The 24129-nt window shown below is 67.3% G+C and carries 25 protein-coding genes; 5 read left to right on the forward strand and 20 right to left on the reverse strand.

The features are described from left to right. Positions 1–201: 201 nt before the first annotated feature. The 5 genes from AWC17_RS07685 to AWC17_RS07705 all read left to right on the forward strand — a co-directional run bounded on the left by AWC17_RS07685 (position 202) and on the right by AWC17_RS07705 (position 4332). Entirely contained in the window at positions 202–1149 is a 948-nt protein-coding gene (locus AWC17_RS07685) for a DUF4129 domain-containing protein (protein WP_046185763.1), read from the forward strand. Further along, complete coding sequence (locus tag AWC17_RS07690) at positions 1146–1628, forward strand: hypothetical protein (RefSeq protein WP_046185764.1); 483 nt, start codon at positions 1146–1148, stop codon at positions 1626–1628. The genes AWC17_RS07685 and AWC17_RS07690 overlap by 4 nt, the downstream gene beginning before the upstream one ends. Next, positions 1625–2602, forward strand: coding sequence for an AAA family ATPase (locus AWC17_RS07695; RefSeq protein WP_046185765.1), 978 nt, complete (start codon positions 1625–1627; stop codon positions 2600–2602). Before AWC17_RS07690 ends, AWC17_RS07695 begins: the two co-directional genes overlap by 4 nt. A gap of 7 nt (positions 2603–2609) precedes the next feature. Then, positions 2610–3875: a DUF58 domain-containing protein gene (locus AWC17_RS07700; RefSeq protein WP_046185766.1), complete on the forward strand. Its 1266-nt coding sequence runs from the start codon at positions 2610–2612 to the stop codon at positions 3873–3875. 64 nt (positions 3876–3939) lie between these two features. Further along, entirely contained in the window at positions 3940–4332 is a 393-nt protein-coding gene (locus AWC17_RS07705) for a hypothetical protein (RefSeq protein ID WP_231588645.1), read from the forward strand. 3 nt (positions 4333–4335) lie between these two features. Here AWC17_RS07705 and nuoN read toward each other — a convergent pair whose 3' ends face one another. The 20 genes from nuoN to AWC17_RS07805 all read right to left on the reverse strand — a co-directional run bounded on the left by nuoN (position 4336) and on the right by AWC17_RS07805 (position 24126). Beyond that, positions 4336–5925, reverse strand: a complete 1590-nt coding sequence (nuoN, locus tag AWC17_RS07710) for an NADH-quinone oxidoreductase subunit NuoN (protein WP_046185768.1) — start codon at positions 5923–5925, stop codon at positions 4336–4338. After that, positions 5925–7499, reverse strand: a complete 1575-nt coding sequence (locus AWC17_RS07715; RefSeq protein WP_167385556.1) for an NADH-quinone oxidoreductase subunit M — start codon at positions 7497–7499, stop codon at positions 5925–5927. Before AWC17_RS07715 ends, nuoN begins: the two co-directional genes overlap by 1 nt. Beyond that, entirely contained in the window at positions 7496–9382 is a 1887-nt protein-coding gene (gene nuoL, locus AWC17_RS07720) for an NADH-quinone oxidoreductase subunit L (protein WP_047323221.1), read from the reverse strand. Before nuoL ends, AWC17_RS07715 begins: the two co-directional genes overlap by 4 nt. Before the next feature lie 10 nt (positions 9383–9392). After that, complete coding sequence (gene nuoK, locus AWC17_RS07725) at positions 9393–9692, reverse strand: NADH-quinone oxidoreductase subunit NuoK (protein ID WP_007168303.1); 300 nt, start codon at positions 9690–9692, stop codon at positions 9393–9395. Beyond that, positions 9689–10477, reverse strand: a complete 789-nt coding sequence (locus tag AWC17_RS07730) for an NADH-quinone oxidoreductase subunit J (RefSeq protein ID WP_141224550.1) — start codon at positions 10475–10477, stop codon at positions 9689–9691. The genes nuoK and AWC17_RS07730 overlap by 4 nt, the downstream gene beginning before the upstream one ends. A gap of 20 nt (positions 10478–10497) precedes the next feature. Continuing rightward, on the reverse strand, positions 10498–11043 hold the full coding sequence (gene nuoI, locus AWC17_RS07735) for an NADH-quinone oxidoreductase subunit NuoI (protein WP_046186666.1): 546 nt from the start codon (positions 11041–11043) through the stop codon (positions 10498–10500). Continuing rightward, positions 11036–12298, reverse strand: coding sequence for an NADH-quinone oxidoreductase subunit NuoH (gene nuoH, locus AWC17_RS07740; RefSeq protein ID WP_046186669.1), 1263 nt, complete (start codon positions 12296–12298; stop codon positions 11036–11038). Before nuoH ends, nuoI begins: the two co-directional genes overlap by 8 nt. Before the next feature lie 5 nt (positions 12299–12303). Next, positions 12304–14730 (reverse strand): NADH-quinone oxidoreductase subunit G, encoded by a 2427-nt coding sequence (locus AWC17_RS07745; RefSeq protein ID WP_085164484.1) that lies wholly within the window; start codon positions 14728–14730, stop codon positions 12304–12306. A 96-nt stretch (positions 14731–14826) separates the two neighbouring features. Beyond that, the gene (gene nuoF / locus AWC17_RS07750) at positions 14827–16155 is read right to left on the reverse strand and encodes an NADH-quinone oxidoreductase subunit NuoF (protein WP_046185378.1); all 1329 of its coding nucleotides are present in this window, start codon (positions 16153–16155) and stop codon (positions 14827–14829) included. Next, on the reverse strand, positions 16152–16910 hold the full coding sequence (gene nuoE, locus AWC17_RS07755; protein ID WP_046185377.1) for an NADH-quinone oxidoreductase subunit NuoE: 759 nt from the start codon (positions 16908–16910) through the stop codon (positions 16152–16154). Before nuoE ends, nuoF begins: the two co-directional genes overlap by 4 nt. Further along, positions 16907–18235 carry an NADH dehydrogenase (quinone) subunit D gene (gene nuoD, locus AWC17_RS07760; protein WP_046185376.1) on the reverse strand — a complete coding sequence of 443 codons (1329 nt, stop codon included), beginning with the start codon at positions 18233–18235 and terminating at the stop codon, positions 16907–16909. Before nuoD ends, nuoE begins: the two co-directional genes overlap by 4 nt. Continuing rightward, positions 18235–18942, reverse strand: coding sequence for an NADH-quinone oxidoreductase subunit C (locus AWC17_RS07765; protein ID WP_046185375.1), 708 nt, complete (start codon positions 18940–18942; stop codon positions 18235–18237). Before AWC17_RS07765 ends, nuoD begins: the two co-directional genes overlap by 1 nt. Beyond that, a complete protein-coding gene (locus AWC17_RS07770) occupies positions 18939–19493 on the reverse strand; it encodes a NuoB/complex I 20 kDa subunit family protein (protein ID WP_046185374.1) in 555 nt (184 codons plus the stop codon). Before AWC17_RS07770 ends, AWC17_RS07765 begins: the two co-directional genes overlap by 4 nt. 7 nt (positions 19494–19500) lie before the next feature. After that, positions 19501–19878 carry an NADH-quinone oxidoreductase subunit A gene (locus AWC17_RS07775; RefSeq protein ID WP_046185373.1) on the reverse strand — a complete coding sequence of 126 codons (378 nt, stop codon included), beginning with the start codon at positions 19876–19878 and terminating at the stop codon, positions 19501–19503. 272 nt (positions 19879–20150) lie between these two features. Further along, complete coding sequence (locus AWC17_RS07780) at positions 20151–20564, reverse strand: Rv3143 family two-component system response regulator (RefSeq protein ID WP_046185372.1); 414 nt, start codon at positions 20562–20564, stop codon at positions 20151–20153. Positions 20565–20594: 30 nt separating this feature from the next. Then, complete coding sequence (locus AWC17_RS07785) at positions 20595–21131, reverse strand: YceI family protein (protein ID WP_046185380.1); 537 nt, start codon at positions 21129–21131, stop codon at positions 20595–20597. A 33-nt stretch (positions 21132–21164) separates the two neighbouring features. Beyond that, complete coding sequence (locus tag AWC17_RS07790) at positions 21165–21554, reverse strand: nuclear transport factor 2 family protein (RefSeq protein ID WP_046185371.1); 390 nt, start codon at positions 21552–21554, stop codon at positions 21165–21167. A 6-nt stretch (positions 21555–21560) separates the two neighbouring features. Beyond that, entirely contained in the window at positions 21561–21899 is a 339-nt protein-coding gene (locus AWC17_RS33065; RefSeq protein WP_046185370.1) for a DUF6285 domain-containing protein, read from the reverse strand. Continuing rightward, positions 21899–22894, reverse strand: coding sequence for a phosphotransferase family protein (locus AWC17_RS07800; protein ID WP_047323224.1), 996 nt, complete (start codon positions 22892–22894; stop codon positions 21899–21901). Before AWC17_RS07800 ends, AWC17_RS33065 begins: the two co-directional genes overlap by 1 nt. Further along, complete coding sequence (locus AWC17_RS07805; protein WP_046185850.1) at positions 22891–24126, reverse strand: acyl-CoA dehydrogenase family protein; 1236 nt, start codon at positions 24124–24126, stop codon at positions 22891–22893. The genes AWC17_RS07800 and AWC17_RS07805 overlap by 4 nt, the downstream gene beginning before the upstream one ends. Positions 24127–24129 lie beyond the last annotated feature (3 nt).

Consider the following 24129-nt stretch of genomic DNA (forward strand, 5'->3'; position numbering starts at 1 on the left):
CATCCCGCCAACCGGACTCACACCAGCAAAATCCACACCGACCAGCGTAAGTCCACTTAAGCAGATAAGCAGTACATGCGTTCGATAACAAGCCGCAGAGCGCGGCTTTGTGGATGAATCGCCGACTGTGGATAACCGGCGGCCTGACGTGCCAGGATGAGACAAGGCCAGTGCCGCAACAACCGGTCGAGTGGTGTGCCAATGCCTGGTATGGACAAGCCCACGGGGCGGGTCGTCGCCCTGATCGTGCTGCTGCTCGTCGTCTCCGCCGCCCTGCGCGGCTATCTGCCGGCCTCGCACCACGCCGTGCACGGCGAGCCAACCAATAACCCGGCGGCGCTGGTACTCGTCGTAGCCGCCCTTGGAGTGACTCTCGCGCTGGTGGCCGTCGCGGTCATCGCGCGGTTGCGCGACCCGCGCGCGGCGGCGCCGCAAGCCGGCCAGCTGTCCGAGATGCTTGGCACCGGCAGGGGACGGCCGAGCTGGCGCGTGTTGCTGATCGGGCTGGCAATCATCGTTGCCTGGCTGCTGATCGTCTTGGTGGCGTCCCGCCTGTTGGGACCCCACGGTGTCGGTCAGGCGCAGCCCCCGCCGGCGACCGGCGCTCCGCCGGCCGAGCACGCCAACGCCCCGGCGTTGGGGCGGCCACATCCGCAGAACGGGGACATGTTCGGCATCCTGCTTGCCGCCACCGTCCCAATGATGCTGATCATCGTCACCGGAACGGTCGTCATGTCACGGCGACGGTGGCGCGCGGCTACGCCGGGCCCCGTCGCCGATGATCACGCCGAATCCCCGGCGCCGCCGACCCGTTCGGAATCACTGGCGCGGGCGGCCGAACGCGGGCTGGCCGAGATGACCGACCTCAGCCGGGAACCCCGCGAGGCGATCATCGCCTGTTATGCGGCGATGGAACGTGAACTCGCCAATGTGCCCGGCGCCGTCCCGCAGGACTTCGACACCCCGACCGAGGTGTTGGCCCGGGCGGTCGAACACCATGCGCTGCACGCCGATAATGCCGTGGAATTGGTGAACCTGTTCGCCGAGGCGCGATTCAGCCCGCACGTGATGAACGAGGGCCACCGCGACGTGGCGGTGCGCGTTCTCCAGGTGGTCCTTGACGAACTGGGCTCACGGAGCCTCGTATGAAAAAAACGCTGGCCCTTGGCATCTGCCTCATCGTCGGGATCGAGCTGCTGGCGCTGATACAGCACGATCGGCGGTTCGTGCTGGCCGCATCGGGCGGTGCCCTGGCTCTGGTGCTGCTCACCGTCCGTCGCGTCGTGGGGCGCGGAATCCGACCCGAGACCGAAGCGGATCCCGACGATCTCGGGGATTCGTTGCGCCGCTGGCTTTCCAACACCGAAACGACGATCCGGTGGTCGGAGTCCACCCGGGTGGACTGGGACCGGCATCTGCGCCCGATGCTCGCACGCAGATACGAGATGGCGACCGGCCAGAGACGATCCAAAGACCCCATGGCATATCAGGTGAGCGGCCAAATGCTCTTCGGGACCGAATTGTGGGAATGGGTTAATCCGAACAACGTCGCGCGGACCGGCGACCGGCGGCCCGGTCCCGGCCGTGCGGCGCTGGAAGAGATTCTGCGAAAGTTGGAACAGGTATGACGCTGCCGGCGGCAACAACCACAGCGCACTGCGAGGCGGTGCTCGACGAGATCGAGCGCGTGGTGGTGGGCAAGCGCTCCGCGCTCACTCTGATTCTCATCGCGGTGCTCGCCCGCGGCCATGTCCTGATCGAAGACCTGCCCGGTCTGGGCAAAACGCTGATCGCCAGATCGTTCGCCGCCGCGCTGGGGCTGCAATTCACTCGCGTGCAATTCACCCCGGATCTGCTGCCCGCGGACCTGCTCGGCTCGACGATCTATGACATGCAATCGGGCCGTTTCGCTTTCCGGTCCGGACCCGTCTTCACCAACTTGTTGCTGGCCGACGAGATCAACCGCACGCCGCCCAAGACGCAGGCGGCGCTGCTCGAGGCGATGGCCGAAGTCCAGGTGAGCATCGACGGCGAAACACACCAGCTGCCAAAGCCGTTCATCGTGCTCGCGACGGACAATCCGATCGAGTACGAGGGCACCTATCCGCTGCCGGAAGCGCAGCTCGATCGGTTCGCGATCCGCCTGGAACTGCGCTACCTCTCCGAGCGCGACGAGACCGCGATGCTGCGCCGGCGGCTGGACCGCGGGTCGGCGGAGCCGACCGTCAATCAGGTCGTGGATGCGCACGACCTGCTCGCGATGCGCGAATCGGTCGAGCAGGTGACCGTGCACGAAGACGTGTTGCACTACGTGGTGTCGCTGGCCAACGCCACGCGGCACCATCCGCAGGTGGCGGTGGGCGCCAGCCCGCGCGCCGAGCTCGATCTGGTTCAACTCGCCCGCGCCCGTGCGTTATTGCTCGGCCGGGACTATGTGATCCCCGAAGACGTCAAGGCGCTCGCGGTCCCGGCGGTCGCGCACCGGATCACCCTGCGCCCGGAGATGTGGGTGCGGAAAATTCAGGGTGCCGACGTCGTCGGGGAGCTGCTGCGCCGCTTGCCCGTGCCCCGAACCAGCGGGGGTCCCGGGGGCGCCGGATGAGTGCGGCATGACCCAGTCCGCAGTCGAGTTCCGCTGGCGCGCATCGCACTTGACCCGCGCCATCGCCAGTTGCGCGGGGTTTGCGCTCGCGGTCGCGGTGATCGGCGCGCGGTGGCAGCTGATCGCCTTCGCGGCGCCGCTGCTCGGCGTGCTCTGCTCGATCAGCTGGCAACGGCCCGTGCCGACGATTCGCGTGCACGGCGATCCCGATTCGCAGCGGTGCTTCGAAAACGACCGGGCGCGGGTGCGTATCTGGGCGACGGAAGAGGGCGAGGCAACGGGGTTTTCGGCGGTCGAGGTCACGGCCCCGCCCGTCGAGGGGATGCAGCTGGAAATTCTCGACTCGGAGTCCCGCCACGCCAAAGCCGTTGCGGTAACCGCGCAACGCTGGGGTCGGTACTTCATCCGGGCCCGGGTCGACGCGGTCGCGCGCGGTGGGCTGCTGTCGGGGACGGCGACCGTTGACGCCGCGGAAGTGATCGTGTTTCCTCTCACGCCTCCGCAGTCGACGCCGATCCCGCAGACCGAGCTGCTCAACCGCCTGGGAGCCCACCTGACCCGGCATATCGGCCCCGGCGTCGAATATGCCGACATTCGCGCCTACGTGCCCGGAGACCAACTGCGCGCGGTGAACTGGCCGGTGAGCGCGCGGCGCGGCCAACTGCACGTCACGCAGCGCCTGACCGACCGCGCCGCCGACGTGGTGGTGCTGATCGATACGTATCGGCAACCGGCGGGCCCGGCCACGGACGCGACCGAGCGCGTCGTACGCGGCGCTGCGCAAGTCGTACAGACCGCGTTGCGGCACGGGGACCGCGCCGGGATCATAGCCCTGGGCGGCAATCGCCCGCGCTGGCTGGGCGCCGACATCGGGCAGCGCCAGTTCTATCGGGTGCTCGACACGGTGCTCGGGGCCGGCGATCGATTCGAGAACACAACGGGCACTTTGGCGCCCCGCGCGGCCGTTCCGGCGGGTGCGATCGTCATCGCGTTCTCCACGCTGCTCGATACCGAATTCGCGCTCGCGTTGATCGATCTGCGCAAGCGTGGCCACGTCGTCGTCACCGTCGACATCCTGGACAGCTCTCCTTTCGAGGGCGAGCAGGATCCCCTGGTGGAGCGGATGTGGGCGCTGCAGCGCTCCTCCATGTATCGCGACATGGCCACCGTCGGTGTCGACATCGTGTCGTGGCAAGGAGATAGCGGGTTGGAGCAGTCCATGGGAGTACTGCCGGACCGCCGCCGGCGGGTGCGGGGACGGCTCCGTGGCTAGCGATGACACGGCAACGCCGCCGCGGCTGTGGGCCCTGGTGTTCTCTGTCGCGTTCGGCCTGCTGATGGTGGGCTTGGCCGCCGACGGTTCGCACGGGCTCGCCGTGGCCGCGTGGGCGGCGGCTCTGGGCGCGGTGGCAGGGGCAACGGTATTTCGTCCTGCCGCAACGCTTGCCGTGTTGCTGTCAGTGGTCACCATCGGGCTGTCCGACCCGCCGCTGGTGTTCGTCGCACTGTCCGGCCTGTGCGCCGCCGCGTACCTGGTCTGCCGCCACGCGTTCGGCGCGTCGGCCGCCGTCGTGATGGGGAGCTGGCCGACAGCCGTTGGCGCCGTTGGCTTTACGTTCGCCGGGTTGGTCGCGACGTCGTTCCCGCTGCAACTGCCGTGGCTGCCGTTGGCCGCGCCGCTGGCGGCGCTGGCCGTTTATGTGCTCGCCGTGCGGCCGTTCCTGAGCTGACTTTCAGTGCAGCAGCTGGGCGGCCTGATCGGCCAGGTCGAGCAGCGGCTGCGGGAAGATGCCCAGCACCACGGTGACCGCGGCGCATACGGCAATCGCGGCCTTGCTCAGAATCCCCGGCGCCACCACGTGTGGGGTGTCGTCGGTTGCCTCGGTGAAGAACATCGACACGATCACCCGCACGTAGAAGTAAGCGGCGATTCCGCTGGCGACCACACCGATGATCACCAGCGGCGCAGCGCCGCCCTGGGCGGCGGCCTTGAACACGGCGAGCTTGCTGACGAACCCACTCGTCAACGGGATGCCGGCGAAGGCCAGCAGGAACATCGAAAACATCACGCCCACAATGGGGGAGCGCTGCCCGAGCCCCGCCCAGTGCGACACGGTGGCGTCTTCGACGCCGTCGGCATCGCGGATCAGGCTGACGATGGCGAACGCCCCGACGGTGCTGAAGCTGTAGGCGAGCAGGTAGAACAGCGTGGACGAAAGGCCCGCCTGGTTGTCGGCGATCACGCCGGTGAGGATGAACCCGACGTGGGCGACCGACGAATAGGCCAGCATGCGCTTGACGTCGGTCTGGTTGACCGCGGTGATGGTACCCACCGCCATGGTGAGAATCGAGATGGTCCACAGCACCGGCCGCCATTGATCGTGCAGTGGCGGCAGCGCGACGTAGACCACCCGCAGCAGCGCGCCGAAGGCCGCGACCTTGGTGGCCGCCGCCATGAACCCGGTGATGGGAGTGGGCGCACCCTGGTAGACGTCCGGAATCCACGAATGGAACGGAACCGCACCCACTTTGAACAACAGGCCGACCGACAGTAGCGCGACTCCCACCAGCGCCATCGAGGTGTCTCCGTGCGCCGCCAGCGCGTCCCGGATGCCGGTCAGCAGCAGCGTGCCGGTCGCGCCGTACAGCAACGCCACGCCGTACAGGAAGAACGCCGACGAGAACGCACCCAGCAGGAAGTACTTCATGGCCGCCTCCTGCGACAGCAGGCGCCGATGACGGGCCAGGCCGCACATCAGGTACAGCGGCAGCGAAAGAACTTCGAGCGCAACGAACATCGTCAACAGGTCGTTGGAGGCCGGGAAGACCATCATGCCGCCGACGGACAGCATCGCCAGTGGGAACAGTTCCGTCTGCGCGGCCCCGGCCCGCTCCGCGTCACGCTCGGCGTCGCTGCCGGGAACCGCGGACGCCTGCGGGGTGAAGGAGTCCAGTCCGACCGATCCGGCGGCTCCCACCCCCGCGGCGACCTTGCTGTCCGCCTTGGCTTGCGTGCGTTCGGCGATGAAGATGACCGACAACACCGCGACCAGCAGCACCGTGCCCTGCAGGAACAGAGTGGTTCGGTCAATGGCCATCGCGCCCAGCACCGCCGCGCGGCCGGAGGCCGGAATCGACTCGGCCACTTCCACGGTCGCCACGAATGCCGCGGCCAGACCGGCCAGGGCGAGGGTCACCTGGGCGCCGTAGCGAACCCGCCTGGGCAGAAACGCTTCCGCGAGGACGCCGACGACCGCGACGCCGAACACGATGAGCGTCGGGCAGAGCAGAAAGTACTCGATGCTCGGGGTGGGAAGGGTCATTATCGCGGTCCTTCGGCTGTCCGGGGTACGCGGTTGACTGCCGGCACGCTCGGCGCGGGATCGTGCTGACCGATGGTGGTCATGGTGTTCTCGACGGCGGGGTTGATGATGTCGAGCACCGGCTTGGGGTAGACGCCGAGGACGAGCAGCAGCGCGATCAGTGGTGCGACGACGATCAATTCGCGCGCCCGCAGGTCACCGATCTTCTCGTTGCCGGTGGCCACCGGTCCGGTCATCATGCGTTGGTAGAGCCACAGCATGTAGATGGCGGACAGCACCAGCGCGGTGACACCGAAGGCGGCGGCCAGCCAGTACCGGTTGAAAGTGCCTAGCAGGACCAGGAATTCGCTGATGAATGGTGCCAGGCCGGGTAGCGACAGGGTGGCCATGGCAGAGACGAGGAAGGTCCCCGCCAGGATGGGCGCCACCTTCTGCACCCCGCCGTAGTCGGCGATCGCCCGGCTGCCGTGCCGCGATATCAGGAAGCCCGCGATCAGGAAAACCGCTGCCGTGGACAGGCCGTGGTTGAGCATGTACAGCGTCGACCCGCTCTGCCCCTGGCTCGTCATCACGAAGATGCCCAGGATGATGAACCCGAAGTGGGAGATGGAGGTGTAGGCGATCAGGCGCATGATGTCGGTCTGCCCGATGGCCACGACCGCGCCGTAGATGACCCCGATGACGGCCAGCACGATGATCAGGGGGCGGAAATAGGTTGAGGCGCCGGGGAACAGCTGCAGGCAGTAGCGCAGCATGCCGAAGGTGCCGACCTTGTCCATTACCGCCATCATCAGCACTGCGGTCGCCGGGGTGGCCTCGACGGCGGCGTCGGGCAGCCACCGGTGGAACGGCCACAGCGGCGCTTTGATGGCGAACGCGAACATGAAGCCCAGGAACAGCGCCTTGAACACCGCGGAGTCCGCACCGTAGCGGCCGGAGGCGACGCCGGCCACGATCTCGCGGAAGTCGAAGGTGCCCGAACCGTGCTCCGCGGTCACCACGTAAAGCCCGATCACCGCGGCCAGCATGATCAGCCCGCCGAACAGGTTGTACAGCAAGAACTTCACCGCCGCGCGTGACCTGCCGGCCCCGCCGCCGAAGCCCCCGATCAGGAAGTACATCGGGATGAGCATGGCCTCGAAAAACACGTAGAACAGCAACACGTCCAGCGCGACCACGGAGATCAGCACCATCGACTCGATGGCGAGCGTCAGGGCGACGTAGGCGTGCACGCCCCGGGGGCTGCGTTCGCCGCCGTCGTTCCAGCCGGCCACCTGCAGCACCGGGATCAGCACCGCGGTCAGCAGTACCAGCACCACGGCGATGCCGTCCACACCGAGGGAGTAGGTGGCCCCGAACGCCGGTATCCAGGAATGGCTTTCGACGAATTGGTAAGCGCTGCCACCGGTCTTGAAGCCGAGGGTGATGACGATCGCCACCGCCAGCGTCAGGATGCCGAAGACAAGGCCGGTCCACTTGGCGAGCCGGCGCAGCCCCGGTGGCAGCAGGATGACGAGCACCGAGCCGGCCAGCGGCACCAGCCACAGGATGCTCAGCCACGGAAGGTTGTTCACCACAGTTTCACCGCCAGGATCAGCGCGATCACCAGGACCGCGCCCGTCAGCATCGACAATGCGTAATTGCGGGCGAAGCCGGTTTGCAGCCCCCGCAGGCGATTCGAAGTCCGGCCGACCAGCGCGGCCAGTGCGTTGACGGAGCCGTCCACGCCCGCGTTGTCGACGTCGACAAGCGCCTGAGTCAGTTCGGCTCCGGGGCGCATGAACACCTCCTCGTTGAAGGCGTCGCCGTAGAAGTCCCTGCGGGCGGCCGTCGTCACCGGCGACACCGAGAGCGGCGCCACCCTGGGGATTTCCGCGGTCGCGTACAACCGGTAGGCCACCGCGATCCCGATCGCGACGACGCCCAGCGCGAGGGCGGTGCTCACCCAGGCCGGCAACGCCTGGGTGACCTCTTCGTGCTTCCCGACGACCGGCTCGAGCCAGCGCTGCAGGGTGCCCCGCCACGCCAGCAGCCCGCCGGAGACCACGGAGCCGACGGCGAGCAGGATCATCGGCCACGTCATCAGGCCGGGCGCCTCGTGGGGATGGGTGCCAGGGGCCCAACGCTTTTTGCCGAAGAAGGTCATCAGCATCACGCGGGTCATGTAGAACGCGGTGACGCCCGCGCCCAGCAGCGCGGCCCCGCCCAGCACGTAGCCGCGGGCGTCGCCGGCGCCCAGCGCGGCCTCGATGATCGCGTCCTTGGAGAAGAAGCCCGCGAACGGCGGCACGCCGATGATGGCCAGATAGCCGAGGCCGAAGGTGGCGAAGGTGATTGGCAGCGCGGCGCGCAAGCCGCCGTAGCGACGCATGTCCTGTTCCTCGTGCATCGCGTGGATCACCGCGCCGGAGCCGAGGAACAAGCCGGCCTTGAAGAAGCCGTGGGTGAGGAGATGCATGATCGCGAACGCGTAGCCGGCCGGGCCGAGGCCGGCGGCCAGCACCATGTAGCCGATCTGGCTCATCGTCGACGCCGCCAGCGCACGCTTGATGTCGTCCTTGGCGCAGCCGATGAACGCCCCGAGCAGCAACGTGACTGCGCCGACGATGACCACGGCGGTTCGAGCATCGGGCGCCAGGTTGTAGAGCGGGTTGGACCGCACGATGAGGTACACGCCGGCGGTCACCATGGTGGCGGCGTGGATCAGGGCGGACACCGGGGTGGGGCCCTCCATGGCGTCACCCAACCACGCCTGCAACGGGACCTGCGCGGACTTTGCGCAGGCACCCAGCAGCAGCAGCAACCCCATCGCCGTCAGCGCACCCCGGCCGGCACCGGGCGCACCGGCGAACACCCCGGCGTAGGACAGCGTGCCGAAAGTGCTGAACATCAAGAACATTCCGAGAGCGAGCCCGGCGTCCCCGACCCGGTTCATCACGAACGCCTTCTTGGCCGCGGTAGCCGCCGTCGGCTTGTGGTACCAGAACCCGATGAGCAGGTAGGACGCCAGGCCGACGCCTTCCCAGCCGACGTAGAGCACCACGTAGTTGTCGGCGACCACCAGCAGCAGCATCGAGGCCAGGAACAAGTTGAGGTAGCCGAAAAACCTTCGGCGGTCCGGGTCTTCGGCCATGTAGGCGACCGAGTAGATGTGGATCAGCGACCCGACCCCGGAGATCAACAGCACGAAACACACGGACAGCTGGTCGATCTGCAGGCCGAGGTCCACCTGCAATTGGCCGACCGGGATCCAGGTGAACAACGTCTGGTGGATGACCCGGTCGTCAGCACCGCGACCGAGCAACTCGTTCAGCAGGCTCAGGCCCACGCCAAATGCCCCGAGGGCGGCGGCGCAACCCAGCCAATGGCCCCAGGGATCGGTGCGTCGCCCGCCGAACAACAGGATCGCGGCACCCGCCAGCGGCAGTGCCACCAGCAGCCAGGTGTAGTGAGTCATGTTGGCGTTGTCAGCCTTTGAGTAGGTTCGCGTCGTCGACCGACGCCGATTTGCGGGCCCGGAAAATCGTCATGATGATGGCCAGGCCGACGACGACCTCGCACGCGGCCACCACCATCGTGAAGAACGCGATCATCTGGCCGTCCAGGTGGCCGTGCATCCGCGCGAACGTGACGAACGCCAGGTTGACCGCGTTGAGCATCAGCTCGACGCACATGAACATCACGATGGCGTTGCGTCGCAACAACACCCCCGAGGCCCCGATGGTGAACAGCAAGGCCGAAAGGTACAGGTAATTCGCCGGATTCACGACGCACCGCCTTGTGACAAACTCGGGCTGGGTGGACGAGAGGGAGTTTCCTTGCCGTCGGCGCCGCGGCTGCGCAGGATCGGCGACACCGACAGCTCCGAGTACGACCCGTCTGGCAGCAGGGCCGCCACATCGACGGCGTTGTGGCGCGCGTAGACGCCGGGGCTGGGCATCGGGGTGGGGTGCCCACCGGGCTGGAACCGCTCCTGCGAGAGCTCCCGCTGCGTCTTGCGGCGCTCGAAACGCTCGCGGTGTGCCAGCACCATCGCCCCGACCGCCGCGGTGATCAGCAGCGCGCTGGTGAGTTCGAACGCCCAGACATACCGGGAGAAGATCAGCGCCGCAAGCCCTTCCACATTGCCGTTGGCGTTGGCGGTCGTCAGCCCCGCGAAGCCACCCGTCGCGGCGGTGCCGATCGCGGCGATCAGCAGAACGCCGAACCCGACACCGGCCAGCACCGCGGCGATGCGCTGTCCGTGCAGCGTCTCCTTCAAAGATTCCGCGGAGTCCACGCCGATCAGCATCAACACGAACAAGAACAACATCATCACCGCGCCGGTGTAGACCACGACTTGGACGACACCCAGAAACAGCGCGTCCTGGATCATGTAGAACACCGCGAGGATGATCATCGTCATCGCCAGGAACATCGCCGAGTACACGGCGTTGACCGCCAGCACCACCCCGACCGCGCCGATCAACGCCAGCGCCCCCAGCACCCAGAACGCCACCGCTTCGCCGGTGGAGGTGCGGACGATCGTGTCGGAAGCCAGATTGGAAGCCAGGAGCTGGCCCGTCACCGCAGTCACCGGGAGTCTCCGACCGTATCCGTCTCAAGCACGCCGTCCGCCGTCACATTGCCTTGGTAGTAGTCCTTGTCGGTGGCGCCGGGTGCCCGGGGGTGCGGCGGCGCGGTCATGTCGGGGAGCAGGGGGGCCAGCAGCCGGTCCTTCTCGTAGATCAGGTCGGCGCGGTTGTCGTCCGCCATCTCGTAGTCGTTGGTCATCGTCAGCGCCCGGGTCGGGCAGGCCTCGATGCACAGACCGCAGCCGATGCAACGCAGGTAATTGATTTGATAGACCCGGCCGTAGCGTTCACCCGGCGAATACCTGAGCTCCTCGGTGTTGTCCGCGCCCTCGACGTAGATCGCGTCGGCCGGGCACGCCCAGGCGCACAGCTCGCACCCGATGCACTTCTCCAGGCCGTCCGCGTAGCGGTTGAGCTGGTGACGGCCGTGATAGCGCGGCGCGACGGGGCCCGGCTTCTCCGGATACTCTTCGGTGACATGTTTTTTGAACATCGATCCGAACGTCACGCCGAATCCGGCCACGGCGTCCAAGAACTTAGCCACGTGCTTTCTCCTTGCTCGCAGTCGCCAGGGACTTCATCGGCAGCGGCGGTGTCGGGAATACCGGTGTGGAGGTCTCTCCGGCCGGGAGTTGCTTGGCCTGGCGGCGGAGCTGTCGCTCCAGCGCACGAATACCGGGCGCGCTGAACGGTTTTCGCAGCAACAGCACCAGTGCCGTGGCGAACACGATGCTGCTGACCACCAGCAACGGGGTCCAATGCGCGTAGCCCTGGTTCTGCAGCGTGCGAATCACCGCCGCGATCAGCACCCAGACCAGCGAGGCCGGGATCAGCAGCTTCCAGCCGAGCCCCATGAACTGGTCGTAGCGCAGCCGAGGCAATGAGGCCCGCAGCCAGAAGTAGATGAACAGGAAGGTCCACATCTTGGCCGTGAACCAGAGCACCGGCCACCACCCGGTGTTGGCGCCGGCCCACATGTCGATCGGCCATGGCGCATGCCAGCCACCAAAGAACAACACGGTGGCCAGCGACGAAACCGTCATCATGTTGACGTACTCGGCCAGCATGAACATCGCGAACTTCAGCGACGAGTACTCGGTGTGGAATCCGGCGACCAGCTCACCCTCGGCCTCGGGCAAATCGAATGGCGCCCGGTTGGTTTCACCGACCATGGAGATCAGGTAGATCACGAACGACGGCAGCAGCAGGAATACGTACCAGACCCGGTCTTGCGCGGCCACGATCTGCGATGTCGACATGGTGCCGGCGTAGAGGAACACCGCCGCGAACGACAGCCCCATCGCCACCTCATAGGAGATGACCTGGGCGGTGGAGCGCACCCCGCCGAGCAGAGGGTAGGTGGACCCGGACGCCCAGCCGCCGAGCACGATTCCGTACACGCCGATCGCCGACAGCCCCAGGATGAAGAGCACCGCGACCGGAAGATCGGTGAGTTGGAGCGGTGTGCGGTGGCCGAACACCGAGACCACCGGGCCGAACGGGATGAAGGCGAAGGCGGTGAACGCGGGGATGGTGGAGATGACCGGCGCCGCGAAGTAGACGAACTTGTCGACGCCGCCCGGGGTGATGGTTTCCTTGAGCGCCAACTTGATTCCGTCGGCCAGGCTCTGCAGGACGCCCCACGGTCCCGCCCGGTTGGGCCCGGGGCGCAGCTGCATCCAGCCGAGGATCTTGCGTTCGAGCAGGATCGCGACCAGCACGTTGAGCATGAGGAACACGAAGATGGCCAGCGCCTTGCCCAGCACCAGCCACCAGGTGTCGTGTCCGAAGGCGGTCAAACCGGTCATGAATGCACTCCGATTTTCACTGTGCTGCCCAGCGTTACGCCCAGCTGCCGGTGTACGGCCGAACCCGGCGAGTTCAGCGGAAGCCACACCACCCGGTCGGGCATGTCGGTGATGATCAGCGGCAGGCTGATCGATCCGCGCGGCGTACTGATGGTGACCGCGTCACCGTCGGCGGCGCCGATCTCGGCCGCCGTGTCGGCCGACAGCCGCACCGCGGGTGTGCGCGCGGTGCCGGCCAGATGCGGTTCGCCGTCTTGCATTCGGCCGTTGTCCAGCAGCATCCGCCAGCCGGTCAACACAGCTTGTCCCTTTTCAGGCCCTGGCCGGGCCTGGTCCGCCTGCGGGGTCGCGACGGCGGGCCCGGCGGCCCAGTCGCCGTCCCAGGTGCCCAGCGCGGACAGCTCCGCGCGGGCCGCTTCGACAGTCGACAGCCCCAGATAAACGCCCATTTCGTCGGCCAGCGCGTCGAGCACCTGGTGGTCGGATTGGCTGGCTTGCTGGGCGCTACCGCGCAGGGCCGGTTCGAACGGGCGATAGCGGCCCTCCCAGTTGACGAAAGCGCCGGCCTTCTGCGTCGTCGGTGCGACCGGAAACACGACGTCGGCACGCTCGGTCACCGCGCTGTGCCGCAGTTCCAGGCTGACCACGAACCCGGCCGCGTCCAGCGCGGCCAGCACGGCTTCGGGGTCGGCGAAGTCGTCGGGTTCGACACCGCCGACCAGCAAGGCGCCCAGCGTCCCGTCGGCAGCGGCGGCCAGGATGCCGTCGACGTCACGCCCACCGGCGGAAGGCAATTCGGAGACGTGCCACGCCGCGGCGATCTGCGCGCGGGCGGTCTCGTCGGCAAGTGGGCGGCCACCCGGCAGCAGGGCGGGCAGCGCGCCGGCCTCCAGCGCCCCACGCTCGCCGGCCCGGCGCGGCACCCACGCCAGCCGCGCCCCGGTGGCGTCGGCGAGCCGGGCAGCGGCGGACAATCCGCCGGGCACGGTGGCCAGGCGCTCCCCGACCATGATGACCGCGCCGGGAGAGGACAGCAGGTCGCCCACCTCGCCGGTGGTCAGCCCGTCCAGCGCCGCAGCTTCAGCCCCCGGAACGGTTTTGATGAGCCGTCCGGACATCTTCACCAGTGCCCGGGTGGCGAACGGCGCAACCGCATACACCGGTAGCCGGTGCTTGCGGGCGGCCTTGCGCAGCCGCAGGAACACGATGGGCGACTCGTCTTCCGGCTCGAACCCGACCAGCACCACCACCGGCGCCGATTCCAGATCGGAATAGCTGACGTCGCGCCGGCCGGCGATGCGCGACGCCAGGAAGTCGGCCTCCTCGGCCGAGTTCGGGCGCGCGCGGAAGTCGATGTCGTTGCTGTCCAACACGATTCGGGCGAACTTGGAGTACGCGTAGGCGTCTTCCAAGGTGGCCCGCCCACCGACCAGCACCCCCGTACGCCCGCGGGCCGCATCGAGTCCCCGAATCGCCGTCGCCATCGCGTGCGACCACGACGCGGGCACCAGTGCGCCGTCAGCGTCGCGGATCAGGGGAGTGGTGATCAGGTCGTGCTGGGTCGCGTAGGTGAACGCCCACCGGCCCTTGTCGCAGTTCCACTCCTCGTTGACCTCGGGGTCGTCGCCGGCCAGTCGGCGCAGCACCTTGCCGCGCCGGTGGTCGGTGCGCTGTGCGCACCCGGACGCGCAGTGTTCGCAGACGCTGGGGCTGGACACCAGGTCGAAGGGGCGGGCCCGGAAGCGGTAGGCGGTTCCGGTCAGCGCGCCCACCGGGCAGATCTGCACCGTGTTGCCCGAGAAGTACGAGTCGAACGGCTCATTGGCGTAGATCCCGACCTGCTGCAGGGCGCCCCGCTCCTGCATGTCGATGAAAATGTCGCCGGCGATCTGCTCGGAGAACCGCGTGCAACGGGCGCACAGGATGCAGCGCTCACGGTCCAGCAGTACCTGGGCGGAGATGTTGATCGGCTTGGCGAACGTGCGTTTGACGTCGGTGAAGCGAGAATCCGCGCGGCCGTTGGACATCGCCTGGTTCTGCAGCGGGCACTCGCCACCCTTGTCGCACATCGGGCAATCCAGCGGATGGTTGATGAGCAGCAACTCCATCACACCGTGCTGGGCTTTGTCGGCGGCCTCCGACGTGAGCTGCGTGCGCACGACCATGTCGTCGGTGGCGACGGTGGTGCACGACGCCATCGGCTTGCGTTGCCCCTCAACCTCGACCAGGCACTGCCGGCATGCGCCGACCGGCTCGAGCAGCGGGTGGTCGCAGAACCGCGGGATCTGGATGCCCATCAACTCGGCCGCGCGGATCACCAATGTGCCCTTGGGCACGCTGATTTCGTTGTCGTCGATGGTCAACGTCACCATGTCCGGCGGACGCACCTCGTCGCCGGTTTGAGTCTTGGCGGCCTGGGTCATGAGCGCCGCTCCTTCCCCCACAAGTGGGTGGTGCCCCCACCCCCGCAAGTGGGTGGTGCCCCCACTGCATCGTCGCCGGTGCGTGTCATTCGGGCATCATGCCTTTCCGTTCGGCGTCAGCATGGAGTCTCGGGGGTCGAACGGGCATCCACCGCCTTCGACGTGAGCCACGTATTCGTCACGGAAGTACTCGATCGACGACATCACCGGGCTGGCGGCACCATCGCCCAACGCGCAGAACGCCTTTCCCAAGATCGAATCCGAGATATCCAACAGCTTGTCGATGTCCTCGGGAGTGCCCTTGCCGGTTTCCAGCCGCTCGTAGATCTTGTCCAGCCAGAAGGTCCCCTCCCGGCATGGTGTGCACTTGCCGCACGACTCGTGCTTGTAGAAGTACGTCCAACGCTGCACCGCGCGCACCACGCAGGTGGTCTCGTCGAAGATCTCCAGCGCCTTGGTGCCCAGCATCGACCCGACCCCGCCCACACCCTCGTAGTCCAACGGCACGTCGAGGTGCTCGTCGGTGAGCAGGGGGGTGGACGACCCGCCGGGCGTCCAGAATTTGAGCCGGTGCCCGGCCCGCACCCCGCCGGCGTAGGCGAGCAACTCGCGCAGCGTGATACCCAGCGGGGCCTCGTACTGGCCCGGGCGGGCGACATGCCCGGACAGCGAATACAGCGTGAAGCCAGGGGATTTCTCGCTGCCCATCGACCGGAACCACTCGACGCCGTTGAGGATGATGGACGGCACGCTGGCAATCGTCTCGACGTTGTTGATCACCGTGGGGCAGCCGTAGAGCCCCGCCACCGCGGGGAACGGCGGCCGGAGCCGCGGCTGGCCGCGCCGGCCTTCCAGCGAATCGAGCAGCGCGGTTTCCTCTCCGCAGATGTAGGCGCCGGCGCCGGCATGCACCACCAGCTCCAGGTCGAAACCCGAGCCGTTGATGTCGCGGCCCAGGTACCCGGCGGCGTAGGCCTCGGCCACCGCGTTCTGCAGGCGGCGCAACACCGGGAGCACTTCCCCGCGCACGTAGATGAACGCGTGGCTGGCCCGGATCGCGTAGGCGGCGATGATGACGCCCTCGACGAGCACGTGCGGCGTCGCCAGCATCAACGGAATGTCTTTGCACGTACCGGGTTCCGACTCGTCGGCGTTGACCACCAGGTAGTGCGGCTTGGCGGCCGCGCCGGTGTCGCCCTGCGGGATGAACGACCACTTGGTTCCGGTCGAGAAGCCGGCGCCGCCCCGCCCGCGCAACCCGGAATCCTTGACGGTGGCAATTACGTCGTCGGGCGCCATGGATAGCGCCTTCCTCATGGCCTCGTAGCCATCGTGACGACGGTAGGTCTCAAGGGTCCAGGACTCGGGGTCGTCCCAGAAGCGGCTGATGACTGGGGTGAGAGGCGTGGCCTGAGAGCTTGTCATGACTGGCTTTCTGGGGGAGTCGGCGCCTGCATGCCGAGTTCCTTGGCCACCTTCAGTCCGGCCAAGGTGGCCTCACCCGCGCCGCCCTGGCCTTGGTCGGGCCGCTGGTCGGGCAGGCCGGCCAGAATGCGCGAGGTCTCGCGGAAGACGCACAGCGGGGCACCGCGCGTGGGCGGCTTGGGCGTGCCCGAGCGCAGGGAGTCGACGAGCTCGCGGGCCGACTCCGGTGTCTGGTTGTCGAAGAATTCCCAGTTGACCATCACCACCGGCGCGTAATCGCAGGCGGCGTTGCACTCGATGTGTTGCAGGGTGACCGAGCCATCTGAGGTGGTCTCGTCGTTGCCGATGCCCAAATGCTCCTTCAGGGCGTCGAATACGGCGTCGCCGCCCATGACGGCGCACAGCGTGTTGGTGCAGACACCGACCAGGTAGTCGCCGGTGGGTCCGCGTCGGTACATCGTGTAGAAGCTCGCCACCGCCGACACCTCGGCGCCCGTCAGTCCCAGCTGCTCGCCGCAGAACTCCAAACCCGCCGGCGTCAGGTAGGAGTCCTCGGCCTGCACCAGGTGCAGCAACGGCAACAGCGCCGAGCGCTTGTTGGGGTAGCGGCCGATGATTTCCTTGGCGTCGACTTCCAGCCGTGCCCGCACCTCCGGTGAATACGATTGCGGCGCACCCTCGACGACGAACGCGTTGGGTTCGTCGGGCGGTGGTCCGAGCCGGATGAAGACCGGCTGTCCTTGCGGGCCGGTCATCGGTCCACCCCACCCATGACCGGGTCGATGCTGGCGACCGCGGTGATCAGGTCGGCCACCATTCCGCCCTCGCACATCGCGGCGACCGACTGCAGGTTGGTGAACGACGGGTCGCGATAGTGCACCCGGTAGGGGCGGGTACCCCCGTCGCTCACCATGTGCACGCCCAGCTCCCCGCGCGGCGACTCCACCGCGGTGTAGACCTGGCCGGCCGGAACCCGAATGCCCTCGGTGACCAGCTTGAAGTGGTGGATCAATGCCTCCATCGAGCTGCCCATGATCTTGGCGATGTGCTCGGGTGAGTTACCCATGCCGTCCGGGCCGACCTTCAAGTCGGCCGGCCAGGCGATCTTGCGGTCCTCGACCATGGTCGGGCCCGGCTTCAACTTGTCCAGACACTGCTCGACGATCTTGATCGACTCCCACATCTCCTTGACGCGAATCATGTAGCGCCCGTAAGCATCACATGTGTCCGCGGTGATCACGTCGAATTCGTAGTTTTCATATCCGCAGTAAGGTTCGCTCTTGCGCAGGTCGTGCGGCAACCCGGTGGCACGCAGGATCGGCCCGGTGATGCCCAGCGCCATGCAGCCGGTCAGGTCCAGGTAGCCGACGTCCTGGGTGCGGGCCTTCCAGATGGCGTTTTCGTTGAGCAGATCGCCCATTTCGCGCAGCACCTGGCGCAGCGGCTTGAGGGCTTCGGTGATGTCGGACTCCGCGCCCGGCGGCAGGTCCTGCGCCACGCCTCCCGGCCGGATGTAGGCGCTGTTCATCCGCAACCCGGAAATCTTCTCGAACAGGGTCAGGACGATCTCGCGGCCGCGGAAACCGACGAACATCGGGGTCATGGCGCCTAATTCCATGCCGCCGGTGGCCAGCGCGACCAGGTGCGAGGAGATCCGGTTGAGTTCCATCATCATCACCCGGATGACGTTGACCCGCTCCGGTATCTGATCGGTGATGCCGAGCAGTTTCTCCACGCCCAGGCAGTACGCGGTCTCGTTGAAAAACGGTGACAGGTAATCCATCCGGGTCACGAAGGTGACGCCCTGGGTCCAGTAGCGGTATTCGAGGTTCTTTTCGATCCCGGTGTGCAGGTAGCCGATTCCGCAGCGGACCTCGGTGACCGTTTCGCCCTCGATCTCGAGGATCAGCCGCAGCACCCCGTGCGTGGAGGGGTGCTGCGGCCCCATGTTGACGACGATCCGTTCGCCGGGGTCCGCTTTGCGCGCGGCGTCGACGATCTGGTCCCAGTCCTGGCCGCCGGCGACCAAGACGGTCTCACCGGCGCCACCATCGTGCGTCGAGTCAGTGATTGTGCTCATCAGTTGTACGCTCTCCGCTCGTCGGGCGGGGGTATCTGCGCTCCCTTGTATTCCACCGGGATGCCGCCCAGGGGATAGTCCTTGCGTTGCGGATGGCCATGCCAGTCGTCGGGCATCTCGATGCGGGTCAGCGACGGGTGTCCGTCGAAAATGATGCCGAAGAAGTCGTAGGTTTCGCGCTCGTGCCAGTCGCTGGTCGGGTAGACCCCGTACAGCGAGGGGATGCGCGGATCACCGTCCGGCGCAGCCACTTCCAGGCGGACGCGACGATTGTGCGTGATCGACTGCAACGGGTACACCGCGTGCAGTTCGCAACCTGTCTCGTGGGGGTAGTGCACCCCGCTGACGCCCAGGCACATCTCGAAACGCAGCTCCGGCTCGTCGCGAAGGTGCTTTGCCACCCGGGGGAGTGCCTCGCGGCGCACGTGCAGGGTCAGCTCGTCGCGGTACACCACGACTTTTTCTATAGCGTCGGAGAATTCGACGTCGGTGTTTTTGAGCGCCTGGGCCAGTTTGTCGACCACGTCATCGAAGTAGCCGCCGTAGGGCCGGGGGCTGCTGCCCGGGAGCGTGACCTCACGCACCAGACGCCCGTAGCCGGACGTGTCGCCCGAGCCCTTGGCGCCGAACATGCCGCGGCGCACGTCGATCACTTCTTCGTCGGCCTGGCTGATTGCCTCTTTGGGGTCTTGGTCCGGCGAGCTCATCGCAGCAGCCCGCGCATCTCGATCGTGGGCCTGGCCGACAGCGCCGCCTGCTCGGCCTCGGCGATGGCTTCTTCGCGGTTGACGCCCAGCGGCATCTCTTGAATCTTCTCGTGCAGCTTGAGGATTGCGTGCAGCAACATCTCCGGGCGCGGCGGGCAACCGGGCAGGTAGATGTCCACCGGAACCACGTGGTCCACGCCCTGCACGATCGCGTAGTTGTTGAACATCCCGCCGGACGACGCGCACACGCCCATGGCCAGCACCCACTTCGGCTCGCCCATCTGGTCGTAGATCTGGCGCAGCACCGGTGCCATCTTCTGGCTCACCCGCCCGGCCACGATCATCAGATCCGCCTGCCGCGGCGTCGCCGAGAACCGCTCCATGCCGAACCGCGCGATGTCGAATCTTGGCCCGGCCGTTGCCATCATCTCGATGGCACAGCAGGCCAACCCGAACGTCGCCGGCCACAACGAGTTCTTGCGGACATAGCCGGCCACCTTCTCGACCGTTGACAGCAGAATCCCACCGGGCAGCTGTTCCTCGAGACCCACGTCTACCTCAATCCCACGTCAGGCCGCCGCGGCGCCACACATAGGCGTACGCCACAAAGACCGTGAGCATGAACACCACCATCTCGACCAACGCGAACGTTCCCAGCGCGTCGTAACTGACCGCCCAGGGATACAAGAACACGATTTCGATGTCGAAGACGATAAAAAGCATTGCGGTCAGGTAATACTTCACCGGGAACCGCTGCCCGGGCGTCGCATGCGGGCCACTCACCGACGTTTCCGTGGGCTCGATGCCGCATTCGTATGGGGCCATCTTCGACTTGTTGTAGCGCGACGGGCCGGCCAGGCTCGCGATGGCAACCGATCCCACGGCAAAGGCCGCGGCTATCGCTCCGAGCACCAGGATGGGTATGTAGACGTTCAACTGGCTCCAAGATCTCCTCGTACGGGCCGCCGGTGCGGCGGCCGGGCGGGGGCCGGGCTGCTGTGACATACCCGGGCCGCGGGCCATCACAGTGACCTCCACAACATAGCGTCGCGAAGACGAGGGTGTTTTGTCGGGGTGGGGGTATTCGTTTCGTTTTTGTGTCGCCGCAACCGGGCAGCTCGTGGCCGCGTGCGGCCGGCGTCGCATCAAGGGGGGCTTCGCGCCCGCCGGTGGGGCGGTGATCGCGGTATTACCGCAGCTAGAAAGCGCTAGCGAGTGGGCGTGCGGAGCAGTCCGAGCACCGTGCGGCCGAGGACGATGGGATCCAGGGGATGCGGCACCGCGGCCTCGGCCCGCGACCAGTTGGCCAGCCAGGCGTCGTCCGGGCGGCCGGTGAGCACCAGGATCGGCGGGCACGTCGCGAGTTCGTCTTTGAGTTGTTTGGCGATTCCCATGCCGCCGGTGGGCGTGGCCTCCCCGTCGAGAATGGCCAAGTCGATGCCGCCCTCGTCCATCTGCCGCACCACCATCGGGGCGGTCGCCACCTCGAGGTAGGTCAGCTCGGGCAGGTCCGGATGCAGATGCTTGCCCAGCGCCCGGATCACTTGTTCGCGGGTTTTGGCGTTATCGCTGTAGACCAGGATCCGCAGGGCAACGCTGGATTCGGGGCTGGAGTCCGACACGGTGCAGATGCTACTGGTGTCGCGCCGGCTTTACTGGGCAGCCCGCGCGAAGACGGCTTCCGCCGCGGCCGTCGCCGTCGAGCCGATCATGCCGAGCCGGTTCCAGCCCAGGTCGAACTGGGTGCGATCGACCTTGGTCTGCCCGGCGATCCGAATCGAGCCGTCGTCGAGCTCGGTGATCGTGGCGGACAGTGGCAGCGGCGCGGTGACGCCTTTGATGGTGAAGGCGGCCCGGAGGTCGGCGGCTTTGCCTTTGGTCGGGTGCACCGCGGTGACGACGACGCTGATCTCATCGAAGCGTTCGACGTCGAAGAAGTCGGCCGAGCGCAGGTGCTTGTCGCGACGGCCGATCCCGGTGTCCAGGGACGCGGCGCGGATGTCGAGCCGGCCGAAAACCGCCCCCTTGCCCGTCAGTTGGCCGTCGCCGCTGAACTCGGTGAAGCGGCCCTTGACGTTCAGCAGGCCCCACATGTTTCTGACCTTGAAGGTGATGGTCGAGCGGTCCGGGACGAGGTTCCACACGCCGGCCAGGTCGGGATCGTTCAGAAGTGTTTCCAGAGTCGTCATCGTCACCCCCATCTGTCGTGCCGAATCTAACGCCTAGTCCATCAATGGCGCGATCTCGGCGGGGTCGAAGTACTCGTCGATCCGGTCGAGCTCGCCGTTGCTGCCCACCCTGATCACGATGCAGACCCGCATCGAGATCGATTGGCCGGCATGGCCGGTGGCGTGCAGGATGTGCTGCTGGACGAAGCCGCCCTCGAAGAATCGCCGGTCCAGAATTTCATAGCGGCGCTCGATGGTCGCGGTGATGAACCAGTCGATGACGCGTAGCGCGCGGGCCTTGCCGTCATTGCGGCGCGCGCCGACTCGCCAGACCGCGATGCCGTCGCTCCACATCCGGTCAACCGCCGCGAAGTCGCCCTTCTCGATCGCCGTGAACAGGCGGTCTGCCGCTTCGGCAACGATTTCCGCACTCGCAGCGGGCATGCGCTCCTATTCGCTGTCGTATCCCGGGTGGGCGGCCGCCAGCCGGCGCCGCACCAACGTGCGCAGGCAGGCGGTGACTTCCAGGTCCCGCCCGTCCATCTCGCCGGCCCGTATCGCGGCGGCCAGCTCTTCCTCGTCGGCGAACCCGAGGTCGGCCAGCGCGGCGCGGGATTCGGCCTCGCTCTCGTCGAGCAGTTCGCGCTCGACGATCCGCAACGCGTTGGCGGCCACCCTCGCGTGGAAGTTGACCTGCCCGCTGGTCGCCGTCCGCACGTCGGTCTCCAGGAATTCGGCCACCGCGGCCACCAGTTCGGCGGCCAGCGGGCGGCCGTACGGGCCGATCATCACGCGGCCCCTTCGAGCAGGTCGAGCAGGTCCCACTCGGTCTCGCACACGCGGCGACCGATGGTGGCCAGCTCCACCGAGCGGAACTGACCGGTCAAATGCCGCTCCGCCTGATAGCGGCAGATGACGCCCCAGCGCAGCGTGGCCAGTATCAGCCACCAGTGAAACGCCACCCGGTCGACGCTAGTCCCGCTGGCTTGCTCGTAGTCGCGCAGGAAGCTCTCGATGCTGCCGAGGCCGCCGGCGCCGAGGCTGGCGGGGGCGCCGAAGCGCCAGGCCCGGATGCAGAACCAGGCCAGGTCGTCGTACGGGTCGCCGCGGTGCACCAGCTCCCAGTCGAGGACGGCGGCGAGGCGGGACCCGTCGACGATGAGGTTGCCCATCCGGTAGTCCCCGTGCACCAGAACGTCCGCCGACGGCTGGGACCTTTGAGGCCGGTTGCCTTCGAGCCAGCGAAACGCCCATTCGAAGGTGGCCGTGGTGTCACCCATGGCGTCGAGCCGCTCGCGCCATTGCGCGAGCGGATCCTCGCGGACCAGACCGGGGATGCGCGGGTCGGCTCGGTGGATGGCCGCCAGCGCCTGCGCGCATTGCCGCAGCAGTTCCGCGCGGGCCGCGTGCCCGCCCGCGGCGTCGAGCTGACGTTGAATGCGCCGGACGATGGTCTCGCCCGCGATCGCGTCGCAGATCAGAAACGGATTGCCCAGTGCGGCAGGCGAATCGTCGGCGACGAGGACGTGGGGGACCGGTGCGCCGGCGGCCGCGGCGGCGGCTTGGGCGCGTGCCTCCAACTCCATGCCGGCATGCACGTCGTCGGGCGCGCCGGTACGCAGGATCAGGGCTTGCCGTCGGTCGCCGGCGACGGCGTCGAACGCCCACGTGGAGCGGCTGGCGCCCCCGGTCAGCCCGCGCAGGTTTTCCACCGCGACGTCGGCGCCGAGGACCGGCGCCAGCACGCTGGCCAGTTGAGGGGCCAGCTCCTCGGTCGGCGTCACCTGCCAAACTTAAACAGCCGCTGCGCCACCCGGCGAATCTGGATCTCTTCGGCTCCCTCGGTGATCCGGTAGCGACGGTGGTGGCGATAGATGTGCTCGAACGGCTCGTGACGGCTGTAGCCGAGCCCACCGAAGATCTGCATGGCCCGGTCCGCGGCGTCGCAGACGAGTCGGTTGGCCCGATAGTTGGCCATCGACACCTTGTCCGAGACCTCCATGTGGTGGTCGCGGTCCAGATGCCAGGCGGCATAGGCCACCAGCAGCCGCACCATCTGGGCTTCGGTCTGCAGTTCGGCCAGCGGCCATTGCACGGCCTGGTTGACCGACAGCGGCTTGCCGAAGACGGTCCGCCTGCCGGCGTATTCGGCGGCGCGATCGATGCAGTATTGGGCCGCACCCAGGCTGCTGGCCGCCTGCCGAATCCTGTTCTCGTGCAAGAAGGTTTGCGCAACCTCCAGGCCGCGGTCCACCTCGCCCAGCACCGCATCCGCGGGCACCCGGACGTCGGTCAACTGGACTTCGCCGTGGTCGGTCGGCATGTTGAACGTCCACCAGTAGTAGGGGACGGTGAACCCGGGCGCATCCGTCGGCACCAGAAACGCCGTGATGCCCCGCGCCTGGCCGGGCTCACCGGAGGTGCGGGCGAAGACCAGGTCGTGGGTCGCGCGGTGGACGCCGGTGTTGAACCGCTTGGAGCCGTTGATCACCCAGCCGTCGCCATCGGCTTGCGCGCGCGTCTCCAGCCAAGTGGCGTCCGAACCGTGCTGCGGCTCGGTCAGTCCGAACGCCATGGAGCGTTCCCCGGTGATCAGCGCTTCCGACCAGAGCCGTCGTTGCTCCTCGGTGCCAAAGCGCTCCATCATGATCACCTGCGGGAAGTTCCCGACGATCGAGGATTCGTTCTGCAAATCGTTGTGCAGACCAAGGCCTTTGTGCGCCAGGTGCTCCCGGATGACGGCCATGTCGACGTTGGTGCCGTCACGGCCGCCCAGCGAGGCCGGCAGCCCGTACCGCAGCCAGCCCGCTTTGTCGGCTCGCCTGCGCATCTCGGCGAGCAGGTCCTCCCACTCGCGCGTCGGGATGCCGTCGTTGTCCCAGTCGGTGCGGGCATGTTCTCGACGCTTGTCGAAATACTGGATGTGTTCGCGCTCCAACGGTTTGATCTCGGCCTCGATGAACTCGTCCATCTGGGCAAGCAGACCCGGAAGGTGCTCGGGGAGTGTGAAATCCACAGT

This window comes from Mycobacterium nebraskense, from assembly GCF_002102255.1.
Classification (GTDB): domain Bacteria; phylum Actinomycetota; class Actinomycetes; order Mycobacteriales; family Mycobacteriaceae; genus Mycobacterium; species Mycobacterium nebraskense.